We start from the raw sequence: 17,108 nt of genomic DNA, 5'->3' as shown, positions 1-17,108 counted from the left end.
CATGATAATCATTACCAACAAGCCTTCTTGCCCATCGCCCCCACCTTCCGGAGACCGCCGTGCCCCAGCACCCCGCCCCACCGCCACGCCTCCTCGTCGCCGACCAAGTGGCGGGTGTCGTCCACGTGTTGGAGCTGCCGGGCGGCCGTGAGACCGGCCGCGTCGAGGGGCGCCACCTCGCCGAGCACGCCGGATTCCTCGCCCTGCCCGGTGACCGCACCGCCTTCGTCGACGACCTCGCGGGCGAGCTCGTGGTCCTCGACCCCTACGGCCCCGGCGCCGGCCGGCCCCTCGTGGAGGCGGCGGTGCCGGTCGCCGTCCCGGCCGAGCACCTGGCGGCCGATCCGGCGGGGCGGCTGCTGGCCGTCACCACCGGGCTGGGCCGCAACTGGGAACCGTGGAGCGACCTGTTGACCGCCGTGGACCTCAAGGCAGCGGGCGGACCGCGCTCGGTCAGGGTCCGCACCCGTACCGGCGAGCCGGGCGTCACCGTCCTCGGCGGCGACGGACCGGACGACGCGCTGGTCGTCCTGCGCCATCGCGAACCGGGGTCGCTCACGGCCTACCGGCATGCCGGCCTGATGACCGCCGCGCCCGCCTGCCCGCCCGCGGAACCCGCGGCCGAGCTGCCGCTCGCCGACGACGACGGGCACGGCGACGCCCACGACCCGCTCACCGGGCGGCTGTTCGCGGCCACCGGCTCGGGCGTCCGGCGCGCCCGGCTCGACGGCGGCGGCCTCCTGGTCGCGGAGGAACCACTGTCGTGGGCCGGCGACGGGCGGGGCTACTACCTGCGTCTCGACCCGGCGCGCCGGACGCTTTGGTCGTGCGTACGCGGCGGGCCGGCGGAGCCCGCCCGCTGGCCGGAGTGGACCAACGACGCGTGGTGGCACGACCTCGACTCGGGCCGCACCGGGCGGCTCCCGCTCGGCCCCGGCCTGGTCTTCCGCCTCGCCCTCGCCGCGCGCCACACCGCGTTCGCCCGGGTGCACCCGGACGGCGACGAACTGGTCCTGCTGCGCACCGGCACGGGCGACCCGCACGTCACGGCCCGGCTGCCGCTGCCCGCGATGGACGGGGCACCCAGGCCCGGCGGCACACCGTGGGACGGGGTGCAGCGCCGGGCGATCGCCGCGTCACCCGGCTCGCCCCTTGTCGCGGTCACCCGTGGGGGTCATGGCGAGATCCATCTGGTTGACGCCGACGCGGCAGCCGGCGGATCCGCGCCGGTCACGACCCTGAAGGTGCCCACACCGCTCAACGACGGGGGTCATCTCGCCCTGGTGTGCCCCGGCGACGGCGCCCACGGCGACCCGGTGGGCCGCTGAAAGATTGTGAATTGATTCACCTGACCTCTTGGCCAGGCGTGCCGATCCGTGCTGAGATGCGGTCTGACCCAACAGCTCAATGGCGTGCTCGGGGAGGGCAAGTGGCGCATACCGCCATGTCTGGTTCCGGAACCACAGCAGGTGACGATCCACTCCAGACCGCGGTATGGCGGCTGCGTTCGCGCGGCTGTTGGACCGATGCGGCGGCCCTTCTCGCGCCCCGTGCCGCGGAGCCCGCGGCGGCGCTGGAGAGGGCGGGACTGCTGGTCGAGCGCTGTCTGTTCACCTGCGACGGCTGGGCGGAGGCGGAGGACGCGCTGCGGAACGCGGAGGCCGTCGCCCGCGACGACGAGGAACGCGGCGGCGCGGCGAGCGAGCGCGGCCGGCTGGCCTACGCGGCGACCCGCCTCGGGGTACGGGACCGGGCCGACGAGGCACGGTCCGCGCTCGGCAGGGCGACGGCGCTGCTCGCCCCCTCGTCGCCGAGGCGTCCGCTGCTGGACTTCCGGCGCGGCCTGGTCGCCGAGCACATCGCGGACTCCCCGCAGGCGGCGCTCGCCGCCTTCCAGCGGGCGCACGCGGGCGCGCAGGCGCAGGACGACCCGCTGCTGCTGTCGTTCACCTGGCAGCAGCTGGCCGGACTCGCCCTGCGCGACGGCGAGTCGGCGAAGGCACGGGAGGGTTTCTCCGAATGCCTGCGCATCCGCGAGGAACTGGGCTATCTGATCGGTACGGCACCGGCCCTGGCCGGTCTCGCGGACTGTGAACCGGAACCGGAGGCGACCCGTCTGCGTGCGGAGGCGTACCGGTTGTTCCGTCTGCTGGGCGGCGTCCCGGTGTGGCTGGGAGCGCAACTGTCCCCCCTCGTACCGCCGCAGGGGTCCATGGCCGAGCCCGAGCCCGCCGGCCAGTGAGGACCCGCCGCAGACAGGGCGACGTGCCCGAGCCGCGGTCGCGGTGGGACGAGATCACCACGGGCCTGTGGGTGGGCGGCCATGTCTGGTCCGATGCGGGCGGCCGGCACCGGAACGTGGTGGTGGCGGACGAGTTCGACCTCGTGATCAGCCTGTACACACGCGAGGGGCACGGCCCCGCGGCGGGTGTGGAGCACCAGGTCGTTCCCATTCCGGACGACTGGCTCACCGCCGACGAGATCGACCGGGTGCGCCGGGTGGCGTCGGCGGCCGCCGACGCCGTGCGGGCGCGGCGCCGGGTCCTGGTGCGCTGCTACTCCGGCTACAACCGCGCCGGCCTCGTCGCCGCCCAGACCCTGATCGAACTGGGCCACGATTCGGAGGGTGCCATCGACCGGGTCAGACTGCGGCGCTCCCCATGGGCGCTGCACAACGCGGCGTTCGAGCAGTATCTGCTGACCGGGCTGGACATCGCCTCACTGCTGTCGGGACTGGAGCCGCCGCCCGAGAGCTGATCAGGCCAGCCAGCCGAAGAACCGCTCCGGGTTCATGGCGACCAGCACCAGGACGACCGCCGCACCGATCCAGAGGAATCCGCGGGCCCTGCCGCGCGGCTTCGGCGCCTGCCGGTCGGGCCAGGCCCGCCACCCGTCGGGCTGCGCCTGCACCGGCTTCCCCCGGCGTGCGAGGCGCCGCACCCTGCCCTGCTGCCTGGCGGCCTCCTCGTCCGCACGCCGCAGTCGCTCCGTGACCATCCGCGCCCGGGCGGACGGCTCCTTGGGCGCGGCCAGCCGTGCCGGCCCCTCGCTCTCGAGCTGGAACTTCGCCCACTCCTCGTCGGGTATGGGCGACTCGGGCAACTCCGCGGTCATACTTCCCCCTCACTGGACAACCGGCGCCACAGATTAGTGCAGCCCCCACCGCCGCCGGCACGCGGTGGTGCTCCCCCGTCAGCCGCCGTCCTGGACGACATCGACACGGAGGCCGAACTCCTCCCGCAGCTGTTGCGCGAGTTCTTCGCCCGCCCGGCCGGGGACGAGCCGGTGCCACCACGGGTACCGCTCCGGGTCCCGGATCGGCAGGGTCTGCGTCGCGACGAGCCTGAACCGGTCGTCCACCTCGTGGACGGCGGCTCGGAAGCGTGTGTAACCGTCGAGCGCCGAAAGGCCGGGGTCGGTCAGGGCCAGCTCGATGGCGTCCCTGATGCGGACGTCGTAGAAGTACTGCGCGAGGGACTCCTCGTATCCCTCGCCGCAGGAGCTGACGAAGCCGCGCCACGCCGCAAGCATCTGCTGCGGCGACACCGACCGGGTCCGCCCGGCGCTGCGCTGGATCTCCTCGTACCGCTCGACGAAAGCCTGACTCATCCTGTGCCGTCCGATGGGTTGGGGTCGGGAAGGGGCGCGCCCGTCGTGCGGCGGGCGCGCCCCTTGTGGTGCGTCAATTTGTACCGGTCACCGTCCGCGGACCACCGCCGGTCGCTCGGCCGGCGGCCCGCCTGCGGCCCTCAGGGCAGCAGCCTGGCCCCGGGGTACTTCAACTGCTCGAGGAAGTACTCCCGCAGGTCTCCGTCAGGACGGAAGAAGGTCTCGACGATGCTGCCGTCCAGCCGCTTGACGCCGAACCATCCGTTCTCCGGGTCCATCCGGAAGATACGGCTGTCGGTGACGATGTCACCGGACCGGGCGGCACCGGCCAGGAACTCGCCGGCGGCCCGCTGGTAGGCGGCGAAGCCGCCGAGGCCGTTGAATTCCGGCATGTCCGCACCGCTCCACGGCTGGGTCCCGGTGTAGTTGCCCCTCTTGTTGAGGATGACGCCGAAGGCGTGCTTCAGATAGTGGTTCAGCGCCGCCCGCGAGGAGTTGAAGACGGCAGTGCCGCACGACGGGCCGGAGGCCGCTGCCGCGTCGGCCGTCACCGTGGGGGCGGCCCGGGTGCCGGTGGCGCTCACGGACGTGGTTTTGGCGACCGACGCCGTGGTGGCGGAGAACGACGAGGCCGAGGCGATGCTGCAGACCCGGCCCCACGGGATGCGCCCCGCGATGTCCTCGAACCAGCCGGTCAGCTTCTTGCCCCACTTGGCGAACTTCACCGCGCTCGCGCCGTATCCGAGGATCGGCACCATGGACGCACAGGACAGGCCGGCGTTCACCCATTCCTCGTCCCAGGCGTACCAGGCGCAGTTGGCGCCGTCGGCGATCTCCCCGAAGCCGGGTACCAGACCGGCGACGTCCAGGAGGAAGTGAGCGCCCTCCTTGGAGAACACGTCGTCCAGGTCGATGAGGGAACCGGCACCGAGCAGGCCGTCCAGGACCGCCCCTGACAGTGTTTCCCGCTCCTGCTTCAGCTGCTCCTTGTACTGGGCGAGGGCCTCGGCCGTCTCGGCGCGCTGCTTGTTGACCGCGATCCTGAAAGCGTCGTTCGCCGCCTTGGCCGCCGCCGCCGCGTCCTTGCCGGCCGCGAGGGCGGAGGCGCCGGCCTCGGTGGCCGCAGCCCATGCCTGGTCTGCGGAGCCGCGCGCCCAGATCGCCGCTGCCTGCGCACTCGCGGCCGAACTCGCCGCCTCGCGGGCGGCGGTGTGCGCCCGGGCTTCGGCGGCGCGCGCGGTCCTGGCCGATTCGGCGGCCCGGGCCGCGGACTGCTCGGCTTTCGCTGCCGAATCGCGCGCCTGGTCCGCGTACGTCTTCGCCTGCTTCGCGGAATCGTCGGCCTGCGCGGCGGCTGTCTGCGCTTCCTCCGCCGCCTTGCGTGCCTCGGCGGCGACCTTCGCGGCCGTGTAGGCGCTCGCCTGTGCGTTCGCCGCGGAGGAGGCCGCCTCTGCGATCAGCTGCTGGACGCGTGCGACATGGGTCGCGGAGAGCCGGTCCTTGCGGAGGGCCGCGTACTGGCCCGTCTCGACGAATCCGTGCAGGAGCTCGGCGGGGCCTTCGAGGGCGACCCGCGCCGCGGCCTTGACCTCGGGGGTTCCCGAGGACACGAGCTGTACGGCCCGGACGCGCTCGTCGGCCTCCTGTGCCTCGTAGCGGCCGGTGAGCAGGAACTCGCGGAGGCTGTCCGCCGAGCCGGCGTTCAGCGCCTCCTGCCCGGCCGCCTTGACGCCCGGCCCTCCGTTCTCCATGACCTGGACGACGTTGACTCGGTAGTCCTGGGCCGCGGCCTCGTGCCGGCCCTTGTCGAGGAAGGCGCTGATCCGCGCGGCATCCCCTTCGAGTGCAGCCTCGGCGGCGGTCCGGACGGCTTCCGAATCGGCGTCCACCGCAAGGCTTTCGACCCGGGCGCGGTCGTCCTGCTGGGCGGCTTCCTTCCAGCCGACGCGCAGATAGGACACGACGTCCGCGTCGGAACCGGCGAGCGCCACCTCTGCCGCGGTACGGCTCCACGGCCCGCGGGTCTTCATCGCCAGCACGGCGACACGGCGTCCCTTGGCGGCCAGTTCGTCGGGGTCGGCGTCCGGCCGGGCAGCCTCACCGGCCAGGCGGACGGCCTCGGCGTCGAGGTCCTGGGCCTCCTGCACGGCGCGCGCGGACGCCGCCTTCCGTTCCGCCTCCTCCGCCTTCAGGTCCCTGGCCTGGACGATCGCGGCGGATGTCCGCGCGGCCAGCTCCGCCGTCTCTACCTCGCGTGCCAGGTCGTAGGTGTTACGGGCTTCCTGCACCGCGGCGGTGGCGACGTCGGCGGCGGTCCTGGCCGCCGCGGCGTGCGCGGTGGCTTCCTTGGCGGCGACGGCGGCGTCACCGGCGTGGTCGGCCGCCTCCTCGGCCTTGTCGGCCGCGTTCTCGGCGTGCTGGGCGGCGGAGTTGGCGGCGTCCCTCGCCTGGTAGGCGGCGGTTGCGGCCCTGGCGGCGAGAACCTCCGCCGCGTTGGCCGCGCGGGTGGCCTCCGCGGCCTGGGCACGCGCCCGAGCCGCTGCCGCCCTGGCCGTCGCGGAACCCGCGCCGGCCTGATCGGCGTAGTCGCTCGCCGCGGAGGCGGCGTTCGCGGCGAGGAGCGCGTTGCCGCCGGCCGCGGACGCGGAGTGGGCTGCCGCGCTGGCCGCCTTCGCGGCGACTCCGGCCTTCTCGGCCGCCTGCGCGGCCTTGCGGGCACCCTTGGCCGCACCGCGAGCGGTCTCGGCGGCGGCTCGGGCGGCGCCCGCGTCGGCCGCGTCGACGGCGGCGTCGGCCGCCGCGCCACGGGCGACGGAGGCTGCCCGGGCGGCGCCCGCCGCGGCGGATGCCGCCTGGGACGCGGCGTTCGCGGCGATGCGGGCCGAGGTGTTGGCGGCGCGGGCCGCGTCGATGGCCTGCTGTGCGGCCTTGGCGGCTCCGTTCGCGGCGTCGGCGGCACGGGCGGCCGCGGAGGCGGCCGCCTTCGCGTCGTCCTTGGCGGCTTCCGTCTCCTGCGCGGCCTTCTGCGCGGCCTCCTTGGCGAGCTGCGAGGCCGCGACCGCGCTTGCCGAGGCCTCCTTGGCCGCCTCGGTCTCCGCCTCGGCCCGGCGCCCCGCCTCCTCGGCCTGGGCGGCGAGCTGCGCGACCGTCGCCTGCTCCTGGTCCCGCGCCCGGGCCGTGTACTGACCCACCTCGAGGAATTCCCGCAGGTCCTCGACGGAACCGTTCAGCGCGACCTTCGCGGCTTCCTTGGTCGCCGGGCCACCGGTGCTGAGGATCTGCACCACCTGCACCCGGTCGTCGTTGTCACGGGCGGTGAACTGACCCTCGTCGAGGAACGCGCGCACATCGTCGATGGACCCGTTCAGCGCGGCCTTTCCGGCCCGCTGCACCCCCGGCCCGCCCGCGCTGATGAGCTGTACCACCCTGACCCGCTGGTCCTGTTCGAGGGGAGCGCGCCAGCCGTCCCTCAGGAACGCTTCCAGCTGGGCCGGATCGTTGGTGGCCAGGGCGCTCTGCGCGGCCTCGCGCACCGCCCGTCCGCCGACGGTGAACATCCGCACCGTGTTCACACGGTGGTCGTGGAGCAGCGCGGTCGGCAGCTCGGTGTTCAGAAATTTCTGGATGTCGTCGTCGGAGCCCATGAGGGCGGCCTCGGCCGCCGCCTTGACACCCGGCCCACCGGTTTTCCACAGCTCGACGACGCGGCCCCGGTCGGTGGCCGGGAGGGGGCTGCTGATCTCCTCCCAGTCCGGCGCTTCCTCCGCCGTCGCCGGTGCGGAACCGAGAAGTCCCACCACGAGCGAGAGAGGCAGCAGCGTGAGCACCAGCACGCGTGCCCAACGGCCCACGGCCGGTCCCGCTCCCTTTCCCGTATATCTTCGCCGCACGCAAGACCCATTTCATCCGGCCGGCATCAAGGAACTGCCGGGCACATCGCTAGGCAGCGGCGATCCCGTGCGACCGCCGCTCGAGATATCGAGAAGCGCGACAAAGGGAACCGGCCCGTCAGAAGAAACGGTTCTCGCGAACGCGTACGCGGGCACACCCATTGACGAAAGGCGCGTTCGACAGAGCGCTTTCGTTGCATTGCCGACCGGCGGCTCGACCGCCCGTCCCCCCTCAACCCCCGACGCATGATACCCACATCCATTCACAGGGCGTCCACAGTGATTGACATGCCGTCAGGCAGCCCCGTGGCAGGTCAGAGCCGGATCCGCCGCCATGGAGGACGCCAGGACAGACGACCGTCGAACCCTCAACATCGTTTCAGGTCAATGAACACTGATTCTCGGCCACGCAAATCCACCGACTCGACGCACTGCCCACAAAGGACCGTCCCACCACCCGGCGACGTGATCACCGTCACAGCAGATCCGGTAATTCCATGGGGTACTTTCCTTCACGTCGTGATCACCAGATCCTTCCGCGCGGGAGCCCTTGCCGAGGCACCGCTTTCCCATTCGGAAGGAATGTCTTGCCGGCTTCCGGGAATCCGCTGACGGCTCGCGCTGCCCGGATCCCTCCGCCGCACCGCGAACCCGAACCCGAGGAATCCACTTGTCCGAAAGACATCCACGCATCGCGTCGGCCGCCGCTCTGGCGGCCCTGACCGTCCTGACCGGTACGCTCGCCACGGACCCGGCCGGGGCCGTCGTCGGCCAACCGGCGGCGGACGGCGCATACGCCTTCACCGCCAAGCTCGAGATAGGGGACGGCGACCAGAGGCGAGCCTGCTCCGGTGCGCTCATCGAGGCCGGCTGGGTGGTCACCGCGGCCAGCTGCTTCACCGGCGGCGCCGGCGAACTCGCCCCCGGAAAGCCCGCGCTGAAGACGACCGCGACCATCGGCCGCACCGACCTGACCACCACCGGCGGCCACGTCAGCGAGGTCGTCGACCTCGTCCCGCGCGCGGGCAAGGATCTGGTGCTGGCCAGGCTGGCCGTGCCGGCCACGGGAATCACGCCCGTCGCCGTCGCGGACGCCCCCGCCGCACCCGGCGACACGCTCGAGGTGGCCGGCTACGGCCGCACGAAGACCGAGTGGGTGCCCGACCGGCTCCACACCGCTTCCTTCGCGGTGAACTCGGTCACCGGCACCACACTCGGCATCAGCGGCGCGACCGCGAACGACGCCCTCTGCAAGGGCGACACTGGCGGCCCCGTGCTGCGCGAGGTCAACGGCACGGTGGAGCTCGTCGGTGTCAGCAGCCGTTCCTGGCAGGGCGGTTGCTTCGGCGAGAGCGAGACCCGCAACGGGGCCGTCGCGGCGCGCGCCGACAGCATCGCGCTCGGCTCCCGGCTCGCACCGGGACAGCGGCTGCTCCCCGGCGACTCGCTCTCGTCCGCTGCGGCCAGGCTCACCATGCAGGCCGACGGCAACCTCGTGGTCACCTCCGACGCGGGCAAGGCGCTGTGGTCCAGCGGCACCGCGGAGGCGGGCTCCACCGCCCTCTTCGACACCAACGGCAACCTCGTGGTCCGCAACGCGGCCGACACGGCGACGCTGTGGCAGTCGGGGACCACCGCCCCCAGCGGCAGTCTCGTCCTCCAGGACCGCGGCAACCTCGTCGTCCACGACGCCCAGGGCGCGTCCCGGTGGGCCGCCGGCACCGTCGTGCGCCACGACTACAACGGCGACGGCCGCAGCGACATGGGCGCCTGGTACGACTTCTCCGCCGGCAGCGACGCCACGTACACCTTCTTCGGCACCGCCGACGGCACGATCAGCCAGCCGCTCAAGTCCTTCGCGGCCGCCATCGGCGCCTGGGAGGCCAGGAGCATGAAGTTCGTGACCGGCGACTTCAACGGCGACGGCCGCGGCGACATGGCTGCGACCTACGGGTACAGCGACACCAGCGTCAAGATCTGGGTCGCCCTCGGCAGGCCCGACGGCGGCTTCGAGGCGCCCGCCGTCGCCTGGAGCGCCCCGGCGGGCAGCTTCCACACGAGCTACATGACCCCGCAGGCCGGTGACTTCGACGGCGACGGCCGCGACGACCTCGCCGTCTGGTACGCCTACGCCGACGGCACCACCAAGCTGTGGACGTTCACCGGGACCGAAAAGGGCACCTTCGACGCGCCGTTCAGCTCCTGGTCCGCCCCCAGCGGCACCTGGCTGCGGGAGCGCACCAAGTTCACCACCGGTGACTTCGACGGCGACGGCCGCGACGACCTCGCCGTCTTCTACGGCCAGGGCACGAACGCCGTGAAGACGTACGTCTTCACGGGCGCCCCGAACGGCGGTTTCGACGCCCCGGCCGTTTGGTGGGAGAGCCTCTCCCTCGACTGGAACCGCACCACGCCGCACGCCGGCGACTTCAACGGCGACGGCAGGGACGACGCCATGGTCTGGTACGACTACGCGGACGGCAGCGACAGGACGTCCACGATGCTGTCCGAGAACGTCGGCGGCAAGGACCGTTTCGGTTCCGCCAAGGTGACCCTGAGCAGCGCCCCGGGCAACCTGGACGTCAAGCGCATGCAGCAGGTCGTCGGCGACTACGACGGCGACGGCAGGGACGACCTCGCCATCATGTACCACCAGCCCGACGGCGCCGTGAAGATGTGGACCTGGACCGCGCGGCCGGACGCCATGTTCAACGGCGGCCGCGCCGGCTGGACGGCGCCCGCCACCAGCTGGGTGTACGCCTCGACCCGCTTCTTCGACGCGTACAACAGCTGACGACGTCGGCCGACCCGGACCGAACCCGCTCCGCCCCGGCAGCCGTTGCTGCCGGGGCGGAGCCGTGCCGTGATGTCCGCGCGAGGAGCCGCCGGGTCAGTGCCCGCCGCCCTGGCGGGGCCGCAGGCCGACCAGCGTGTCCTCCGTGCCGACGCAGAGCGTGCCGTCCGGCGTGACGGCGACGGCGCGGACCGCCGGCCCCGGGCGGAACGGCAGCGCCCGGCGCACCCCGGGGAGGTGCAGCCTCACCAGACCGTCCGCCCAGGCGACCGCGAGCGCCGGCCCTGCCGGTGTCCGTCCGGCGTGCAGGGCGACGACCGGGTACGGGCGCTCGGTCACGGGCGGGCGGTGCCCGCCGGCCCCGGGCGACCAGATGTGCACGGCGCCGTCGCCGCCTCCGCTGTGGACGGTGAGGCAGGCGCCGTCCGCGACGGCCGACAGTGCGGTCACCCGGCCGGAGTGCAGCGCCGCCTGGTGCAGGCCGTCGAGGCCGAAGGCGTGCACGGAGCCCATGCGGTCGCCGACCAGCACGGTGTCCGCCGCGGCGGCGAGGGCGGTGCCCGGATGGCTCTCCAGGGTGGCGGCCACGGCCTTCGTCAGCGGTGTCTCGGTGCCGCCGTGCCGGTGGAGGCGGCCCCGTTCGTCGAGGAGCAGCCAGGTCTCCTCGTCCAGCGCGGCAACCGCCCTGGTACGGAAGGGCGTCGACGTGCGCGGGACCTCCTCGTCCAGGGTGCGTACGCCGCCGGCCGGGTCGGCGACCACGAGTGCGCCCGCCGCGACGGTCAGCGCGGCGACCTGGCACGGCCGGGACCACTCCAGGGCCCACGGCGTCCTCCCGGACAGCCGGGCGAGTGCCCCGCGTACCCGCGGTTCGGCGTCCGGCGGCAGGGAGGCCATCAGCACCAGCGCGCGCCGGGCCGGGCCCTGGTCGCGGATCAGTGACTGGCCGGCCCGCAGCCAGGCGGCGCGCAGACCGCCGTGCGCGTCGGGCGAGGCCTCGTACGCGGCGGTGACCAGGAGGGGATCGGCCGCGCAGACCGCGTCCGGGTCGGCGAGGTCCGGCGGCTGCCCGTGCTCCGGCTCGTCGGCGGGGGGCTCGACGACCACCCGCAGATGGCCGAAACCCCGGAGCAGGGAGGCCAGTTCGGCGATCTCCGCCGGATCCTGGCCGGCCGGCGCGAGCCGTACGGTGCGCGGCGCACCGGACAGCAGCGCGGCCAGCAGCCCGGCGGGGGTGCCGGCCACGACACCCAGTTGGTTCGCCACCGTCCATACCGTGCCGTGCACGTCGTCGTCCCGTCAGTGTCCGATGGTCAGGTGTCCGAGCCCGCGAAATGCTCCCGCACCAGCGACTGGACCACTGCCAGGTCCTCGGCGACGAGGGCGTCCAGCAGGGCCGTGTGCTCCGCCGCGTCCGCGATCAGGTCCGCCCGGCGGGTGGCGGGGGTGCTGGTGAGCGGCCACTGGGAGCGGCGGTGGAGGTCGTCCGCCACCGCCAGCAGCTGCTCGTTGCCCGCGAGGGAGAGGACCGCGCGGTGGAAGGCGCGGTCCGTCTCCGCGTAGGTCGACCGGTCGCCGGTCGCTGCCGCCGCGGCGGTCGCCTCGGCCAGCGGACGCAGGGACCGCCAGCGGTCGGCCGGGACCGTACGGGCCAGCCGGAGCATGACGGGGACCTCGATGAGTGCGCGGACCTCCGCCAGCTCGGCCAGCTCGCGGGCGCTGCGCCGGACGACGCGGAAGCCGCGGTTCAGCACGACTTCGACGGCGCCTTCCATGACGAGCTGCTGCATCGCCTCACGCACCGGTGTCGCGGAGACGCCGTAACGCTCGCCGAGGACGGGCGCCGAGTAGACCTCGCCGGGCACCAGGTCGCCGTCCACGAGGGCTGTGCGCAGGGCGTCGAGGATCTGGCCGCGTACCGAGTGGCGCTGCACGAGGCGGGGGGCGGGGGGCTCGTTGTGGGTGTGCTCGCCGCGGGCCTGTTCCTGGTGCTCCGCTCCGGGACGCCCCTGGACGGGAACGCGGGCGGACCCGTGCGGTTGCGGGAGTGGGAGGTCACGCGCTCTGGCCTGCTCCACTCGGGCCCTCCTCGGACAGTCGGCCTGGCCCGGATCGCGGATGCGGGGCCCTGAATGCACGATAGGCGGCCTGGGCCGCAGTTCAAACACCGGAAGCATCGGGTAAGGTAAGGCTTACCTGCTAACGATCCCGATTCGGTGGTCCCGGCATGACCCTTCCTGCCCTGCTGTCCGAGCTCACCTCCCCGGTGGCCGATGCCTATGCGCGCCTCGCCGAGGTCTTCCCCGGACTGCGCGTGCAGGAACTCCCCGAGGGCGCCTCGGCGCCCTCCGGCACCGGCTGGGTCGCCGCGGCCGACCTCGCGGCCGGCGGCGCGGCGCTCGACTCCTTCCTCGCCTGGGACGACGAGCAGGTGCTGCGGGACTACGGGCAGCGGGCGCGGCCGGACGTCGTCGCCAGTTTCGGCCTCCACCGCTACGCATGGCCCGCCTGCCTGCTGATCACCGTGCCGTGGTTCCTGCAGCGCCGGGTGCCCAGGGTCCCCGTGGCGGACGTCGCCTTCCAGCGTGCGCTGGGTCACATGACCGTACGGGTCCGGGACTTCGCGTGCCTGCCGGACGACCCCGCCGCACAGCTGCCCGGCGCCCGTGTCGTGCCGGACGAGGAGGCACTGCGCGGCGAGGTCCGCACCGCCGTCGCCGAACACCTCGGCCCCGTCCTCGACGGATTCGCCGGCCCGATGCGCCGCGGCAAGCGGGCGCTGTGGGGGATGGCGACCGACGAGATCGTCGAGGGCCTGTGGTACATCGCACACCTGCTCGGCGAGGAACCGCGCGCCGTCGCGGAGCTCGAGCGGCTGCTGCCGGGTGCGACCAAGCCGTACGTGGGCACCGCCGCGTTCCGCGAGCTGACCGGTCCGAACGGCGAACGGCTGCCGACCCGCGACCGGGCGAGCTGCTGCCTGTTCTACACGCTCCGGCCGCAGGACACCTGCGTCACCTGTCCGCGTACCTGTGACGCCGACCGGGTGACCCGACTGCTGCAAACGGCTTGAGCAGCCGACGTCATTCCACGCCACCCTTTCGAGTGGCCTGAATTCGAACACAACTCCTTGCCCATGGGCGTCAGTTCGACCGGATCGCACCTATTCGCGTGCCGCTCGAACCCGTTGGCGTTCTCTTGCGCGGAAAGCCCCTGCGTGTCCCCCGCGTTCGGCCACTATGGCGGCCGAAACGCCCTACCGCGATGCAAGGGACACCGCACATGAGACTGACCGACATATCGCTGGACTGGCTGCTTCCGGGCGCCGTGATGATCCTGGGAGTCCTGGCGGCGGTGGCGGTGCTCGCGCGCGGCAAGCGCGCCGGTGACAAGGCCGCGGAGGACTCGTGGGAGCGCAGCGAGGAGCGGCGCCGGCGCAAGGAGGCCGTCTACGGCACCGCCTCGTACGTCCTCCTCTTCTGCTGCGCCGCCGTCGCGGCCGCACTCTCCTTCCACGGCCTGGTGGGCTTCGGCCGGCAGAACCTGAACCTGACCGGCGGCTGGGAGTACCTGGTCCCCTTCGGGCTCGACGGCGCCGCCATGTTCTGCTCCGTCCTCGCCGTGCGCGAGGCGAGCCACGGCGACGCCGCCCTGGGCTCCCGGCTTCTGGTATGGACCTTCGCCGGAGCGGCCGCCTGGTTCAACTGGGTGCATGCGCCGAGGGGGCTCGGACACGCGGGCGCGCCGCAGTTCTTCGCGGGCATGTCCCTCTCCGCGGCCGTGCTGTTCGACCGGGCGCTGAAGCAGACCCGCCGCGCCGCACTGCGCGAGCAGGGCCTGGTGCCCCGTCCGCTGCCGCAGATCCGGATCGTACGGTGGCTGCGGGCCCCCAGGGAGACCTTCGCGGCCTGGTCGCTGATGCTCCTGGAGGGTGTACGCACCCTCGACGAGGCGGTCGACGAGGTCCGCGAGGACCGGCGGCAGCGGCAGCAGAACCGGATGCGCCGGCGTGACCGGGAGAAGCTGGAGCGCGCCCAGATCCGGGCGCTCAACCGCCAGCACCGCACGTGGGGGCTGGGACGGGCGGACCGCGGGACGCGGCTTCCCGCCCTCGGCCCGGCCACCGGCAACGGGCAGCAGACCGGGGGCCCGTCGTCCGTCGTGGAGCCCGTCATAGCCGAGCCCGGACAGCTCTCCGTACGGTCCCGGCCCTCGCTGCAGGCCGTGAAGCCGACCGGAGCGGAACCGGTCACGGTCGATCTCACGGCCGAGGACGACACGCAGACGCTGCCGCGTCTCGACTCCCTGGAGCGGAAACTCAAGGATCTCGAGCAGCAGTTCGGCTGAAAGACCGGGCGCACCGGGGCGGCCCGGCCTTCGACGAGGAGGTCAGGCCGCCCCCGCGTGCAGTTCGAACCAGATCACCTTGCCCACCCCTTGCGCGGTGCGCACACCCCACGCGTCAGCCAGACGCTCCACGAGGATCAGCCCTCTGCCGCTCGTGCCGAGATCGGCGTTCGTCACGTCCGACACGGGCAGTCCTGCCATGAAGTCCTGGACCTCCACATGCAGGGTGGAGTCCTCGACGGTGGCCGTGACCACCGCTCCGTGCTCGGTGTGGATCAGGGCGTTGGTCACCAGCTCGCTCGCGAGCAGCTCGGCCACGTCCGCCGCTCCGCCCTCGTCCGGGTCGGGCCATTTGCCCAGCAGGTCGCGTAAAGCATGCCGCACTTCGGGTACGGCCGTGAGATCACCGCGGCCGAGTCTGCGATGCAGCCGGCCGCGAACTCCCGCGCCCCCGTGACGTCCAGTCATCATCCCCCACCCACACGTCGGAACGAGCTTCGGCTTCGTAGCGTCACCGGATGCATGCCCCGCCCGGGGAGCACCACTCATTCGATTTCGCCGGCCGTCGTGAACCACCGTGCCGGACGCGCCGGCACATCGAGGCGGGAGCGCCGGTCCCGGCGCCGGGCGCGCGGGGCCGCACCCGTACGCCGCCGTCAGGGCCTCGGCACGTTCCGCAGGTTCGAGCGGGCCATCTGCACCATCCGGCCCACCCCGCCGTCCAGCACGATCTTGCTCGCGGACAGCGCGAACCCGGTCACCATCTCGGCGCTGATCCTCGGCGGGATGGACAGCGCGTTCGGGTCGGTGACCACATCCACGAGCGCCGGTCCGTCGTGCTTGAAGGCGTCCTTGAGCGCGCCCGCGAGATGCTTGGGCTTCTCGACCCGTACGCCGTAGGCGCCGGCGGCGCGGGCGATCGCCGCGAAGTCCGGGTTCCGGTTGGTGGTGCCGAACGACGGCAGCCCGGCGACCAGCATCTCCAGCTCGACCATGGACAGCGACGAGTTGTTGAAGAGGACGACCTTCACCGGCAGGTCGTACTGGACGAGGGTGAGGAAGTCGCCCATCAGCATGGTGAATCCGCCGTCGCCCGACATCGACACGACCTGCCGTCCGCGGTCGGTGAACTGGGCGCCGATCGCCTGCGGCAGGGCGTTCGCCATCGAACCGTGGCTGAACGAACCGATGATCCGCCGCCGTCCGTTGGGCGAGATGTAGCGGGCCGCCCATACGTTGCACATACCGGTGTCCACGGTGAACACCGCGTCTTCGTCGGCGAGTTCGTCGAGCACGGCGGCCACGTACTCGGGGTGGATCGGGACGTGCTTGTCCACCTTGCGGGTGTAGGCCCTGACCACGCCCTCCAGGGCGGCGGCGTGCTTCTTCAACATCTTGTCGAGGAACCGGCGGTCCGTCTTGGCGCGCACCCGCGGTGTCAGACAGCGCAGCGTCTCGCGCACGTCCCCCCATACGGCGAGGTCCAGTTTGGACCGCCGTCCGAGGTGCTCGGGCCTGACGTCGACCTGGGCGATCTTCACGTCGTCGGGCAGGAAGGCGTTGTACGGGAAGTCCGTGCCCAGCAGGATCAGCAGATCGCACTCGTGCGTGGCCTCGTAGGCGGCGCCGTAGCCGAGCAGACCGCTCATGCCGACGTCGTAGGGATTGTCGTACTGGATCCACTCCTTGCCGCGGAGCGCATGTCCGACGGGCGACTTGACGCGCTCCGCGAACTGCATGACCTCGGCATGCGCGCCGGCCGTGCCGCTGCCGCAGAAGAGTGTGATCCGGTCGGCCTCGTCGATCATACGGACCAGCCGGTCGATCTCGCCGTCGCCGGGACGGACGGTGGGGCGGGTGGTGACCAGGGCGTGCTCGATCGACTTCTCCGGCGCCGGGCGGTCCGCGAGATCGCCCGGCAACGCCACCACACTCACCCCGCCGCGGCCGACGGCGTGCTGGATCGCCGTCTGGAGCAGGCGCGGCATCTGCTGGGGGCTGGAGATCAGCTCGCAGTAGTGGCTGCACTCACGGAACAGCTGGTCGGGGTGGGTCTCCTGGAAGTACCCGAGGCCGATCTCGCTGGAGGGGATGTGCGAGGCGAGAGCCAGGACGGGCGCCATGGAGCGGTGGGCGTCGTACAGGCCGTTGATGAGGTGCAGGTTGCCGGGGCCGCAGGAGCCGGCGCAGGCGGCCAGCTTTCCGTGGAGCTGCGCCTCGGCGCCCGCCGCGAACGCCGCGACCTCCTCGTGCCTGACCTGGATCCAGTCGATGCCCGAGGTGCGTCGGACGGCGTCGACGACGGGGTTGAGGCTGTCGCCGACGACGCCGTAGAGCCGCTGGACCCCGGCACGGACGAGGATGTCGACGAACTGCTCCGCCACGTTCTGCTTGGCCATGGGATGCGCGCCCTTTCCTGGTGCCCGGGGGTTTGACCTCGTGGTCCATCAACCCACGGCCGGGCCCGA

At 72.8% G+C, this 17,108-nt stretch carries 13 protein-coding genes; 6 read left to right on the top strand and 7 right to left on the bottom strand.

Annotation, left to right across the window (positions count from 1 at the left end):
- Positions 1-59: 59 nt before the first annotated feature.
- The 3 genes from OGH68_RS29810 (at position 60) to OGH68_RS29800 (ending at position 2,757) form a co-directional block, all read left to right on the top strand.
- Positions 60-1,328 (top strand): hypothetical protein, encoded by a 1,269-nt coding sequence (locus OGH68_RS29810; protein WP_264248268.1) that lies wholly within the window; start codon positions 60-62, stop codon positions 1,326-1,328.
- 116 nt (positions 1,329-1,444) lie between these two features.
- The gene (locus OGH68_RS29805; protein WP_264248266.1) at positions 1,445-2,242 is read left to right on the top strand and encodes a hypothetical protein; all 798 of its coding nucleotides are present in this window, start codon (positions 1,445-1,447) and stop codon (positions 2,240-2,242) included.
- A complete protein-coding gene (locus OGH68_RS29800; RefSeq protein ID WP_264248264.1) occupies positions 2,239-2,757 on the top strand; it encodes a protein phosphatase in 519 nt (172 codons plus the stop codon). The genes OGH68_RS29805 and OGH68_RS29800 overlap by 4 nt, the downstream gene beginning before the upstream one ends.
- On the opposite strand, the gene OGH68_RS29795 is transcribed toward OGH68_RS29800, so the two are convergent.
- The 3 genes from OGH68_RS29795 to OGH68_RS29785 all read right to left on the bottom strand — a co-directional run bounded on the left by OGH68_RS29795 (position 2,758) and on the right by OGH68_RS29785 (position 7,460).
- Positions 2,758-3,114 carry a hypothetical protein gene (locus tag OGH68_RS29795; RefSeq protein ID WP_264248262.1) on the bottom strand — a complete coding sequence of 119 codons (357 nt, stop codon included), beginning with the start codon at positions 3,112-3,114 and terminating at the stop codon, positions 2,758-2,760.
- 78 nt (positions 3,115-3,192) lie between these two features.
- Entirely contained in the window at positions 3,193-3,609 is a 417-nt protein-coding gene (locus OGH68_RS29790) for a hypothetical protein (protein WP_264248261.1), read from the bottom strand.
- A 140-nt stretch (positions 3,610-3,749) separates the two neighbouring features.
- On the bottom strand, positions 3,750-7,460 hold the full coding sequence (locus OGH68_RS29785) for an ALF repeat-containing protein (RefSeq protein ID WP_264248259.1): 3,711 nt from the start codon (positions 7,458-7,460) through the stop codon (positions 3,750-3,752).
- A gap of 709 nt (positions 7,461-8,169) precedes the next feature.
- On the opposite strand from OGH68_RS29785, the gene OGH68_RS29780 reads away from it, so the two are divergent.
- Positions 8,170-10,293, top strand: a complete 2,124-nt coding sequence (locus OGH68_RS29780; RefSeq protein WP_264248256.1) for an FG-GAP-like repeat-containing protein — start codon at positions 8,170-8,172, stop codon at positions 10,291-10,293.
- A 96-nt stretch (positions 10,294-10,389) separates the two neighbouring features.
- On the opposite strand, the gene OGH68_RS29775 is transcribed toward OGH68_RS29780, so the two are convergent.
- Both OGH68_RS29775 and OGH68_RS29770 read right to left on the bottom strand, forming a co-directional pair.
- Positions 10,390-11,559 (bottom strand): hypothetical protein, encoded by a 1,170-nt coding sequence (locus OGH68_RS29775; RefSeq protein WP_264248255.1) that lies wholly within the window; start codon positions 11,557-11,559, stop codon positions 10,390-10,392.
- 47 nt (positions 11,560-11,606) lie between these two features.
- Positions 11,607-12,371 (bottom strand): GntR family transcriptional regulator, encoded by a 765-nt coding sequence (locus tag OGH68_RS29770; RefSeq protein WP_264248253.1) that lies wholly within the window; start codon positions 12,369-12,371, stop codon positions 11,607-11,609.
- A gap of 149 nt (positions 12,372-12,520) precedes the next feature.
- Here OGH68_RS29770 and OGH68_RS29765 point away from each other — a divergent pair, with 149 nt between their 5' ends.
- Together OGH68_RS29765 and OGH68_RS29760 are read left to right on the top strand one after the other, a co-directional pair.
- The gene (locus OGH68_RS29765) at positions 12,521-13,366 is read left to right on the top strand and encodes a (2Fe-2S)-binding protein (RefSeq protein ID WP_264248251.1); all 846 of its coding nucleotides are present in this window, start codon (positions 12,521-12,523) and stop codon (positions 13,364-13,366) included.
- A gap of 209 nt (positions 13,367-13,575) precedes the next feature.
- Positions 13,576-14,640, top strand: a complete 1,065-nt coding sequence (locus OGH68_RS29760; RefSeq protein ID WP_264248250.1) for a DUF2637 domain-containing protein — start codon at positions 13,576-13,578, stop codon at positions 14,638-14,640.
- Positions 14,641-14,682: 42 nt separating this feature from the next.
- Here OGH68_RS29760 and OGH68_RS29755 read toward each other — a convergent pair whose 3' ends face one another.
- Together OGH68_RS29755 and OGH68_RS29750 are read right to left on the bottom strand one after the other, a co-directional pair.
- Positions 14,683-15,108: an ATP-binding protein gene (locus OGH68_RS29755; protein WP_264250349.1), complete on the bottom strand. Its 426-nt coding sequence runs from the start codon at positions 15,106-15,108 to the stop codon at positions 14,683-14,685.
- Between the two features lie 188 nt (positions 15,109-15,296).
- Positions 15,297-17,039, bottom strand: a complete 1,743-nt coding sequence (locus tag OGH68_RS29750) for a pyruvate dehydrogenase (protein WP_264248247.1) — start codon at positions 17,037-17,039, stop codon at positions 15,297-15,299.
- Between the last annotated feature and the right edge of the window lie 69 nt (positions 17,040-17,108).

The sequence above is a fragment of the Streptomyces peucetius genome (assembly GCF_025854275.1).
Classification (GTDB): domain Bacteria; phylum Actinomycetota; class Actinomycetes; order Streptomycetales; family Streptomycetaceae; genus Streptomyces; species Streptomyces peucetius_A.
This window is presented reverse-complemented; position numbering and strand designations above follow the sequence as displayed.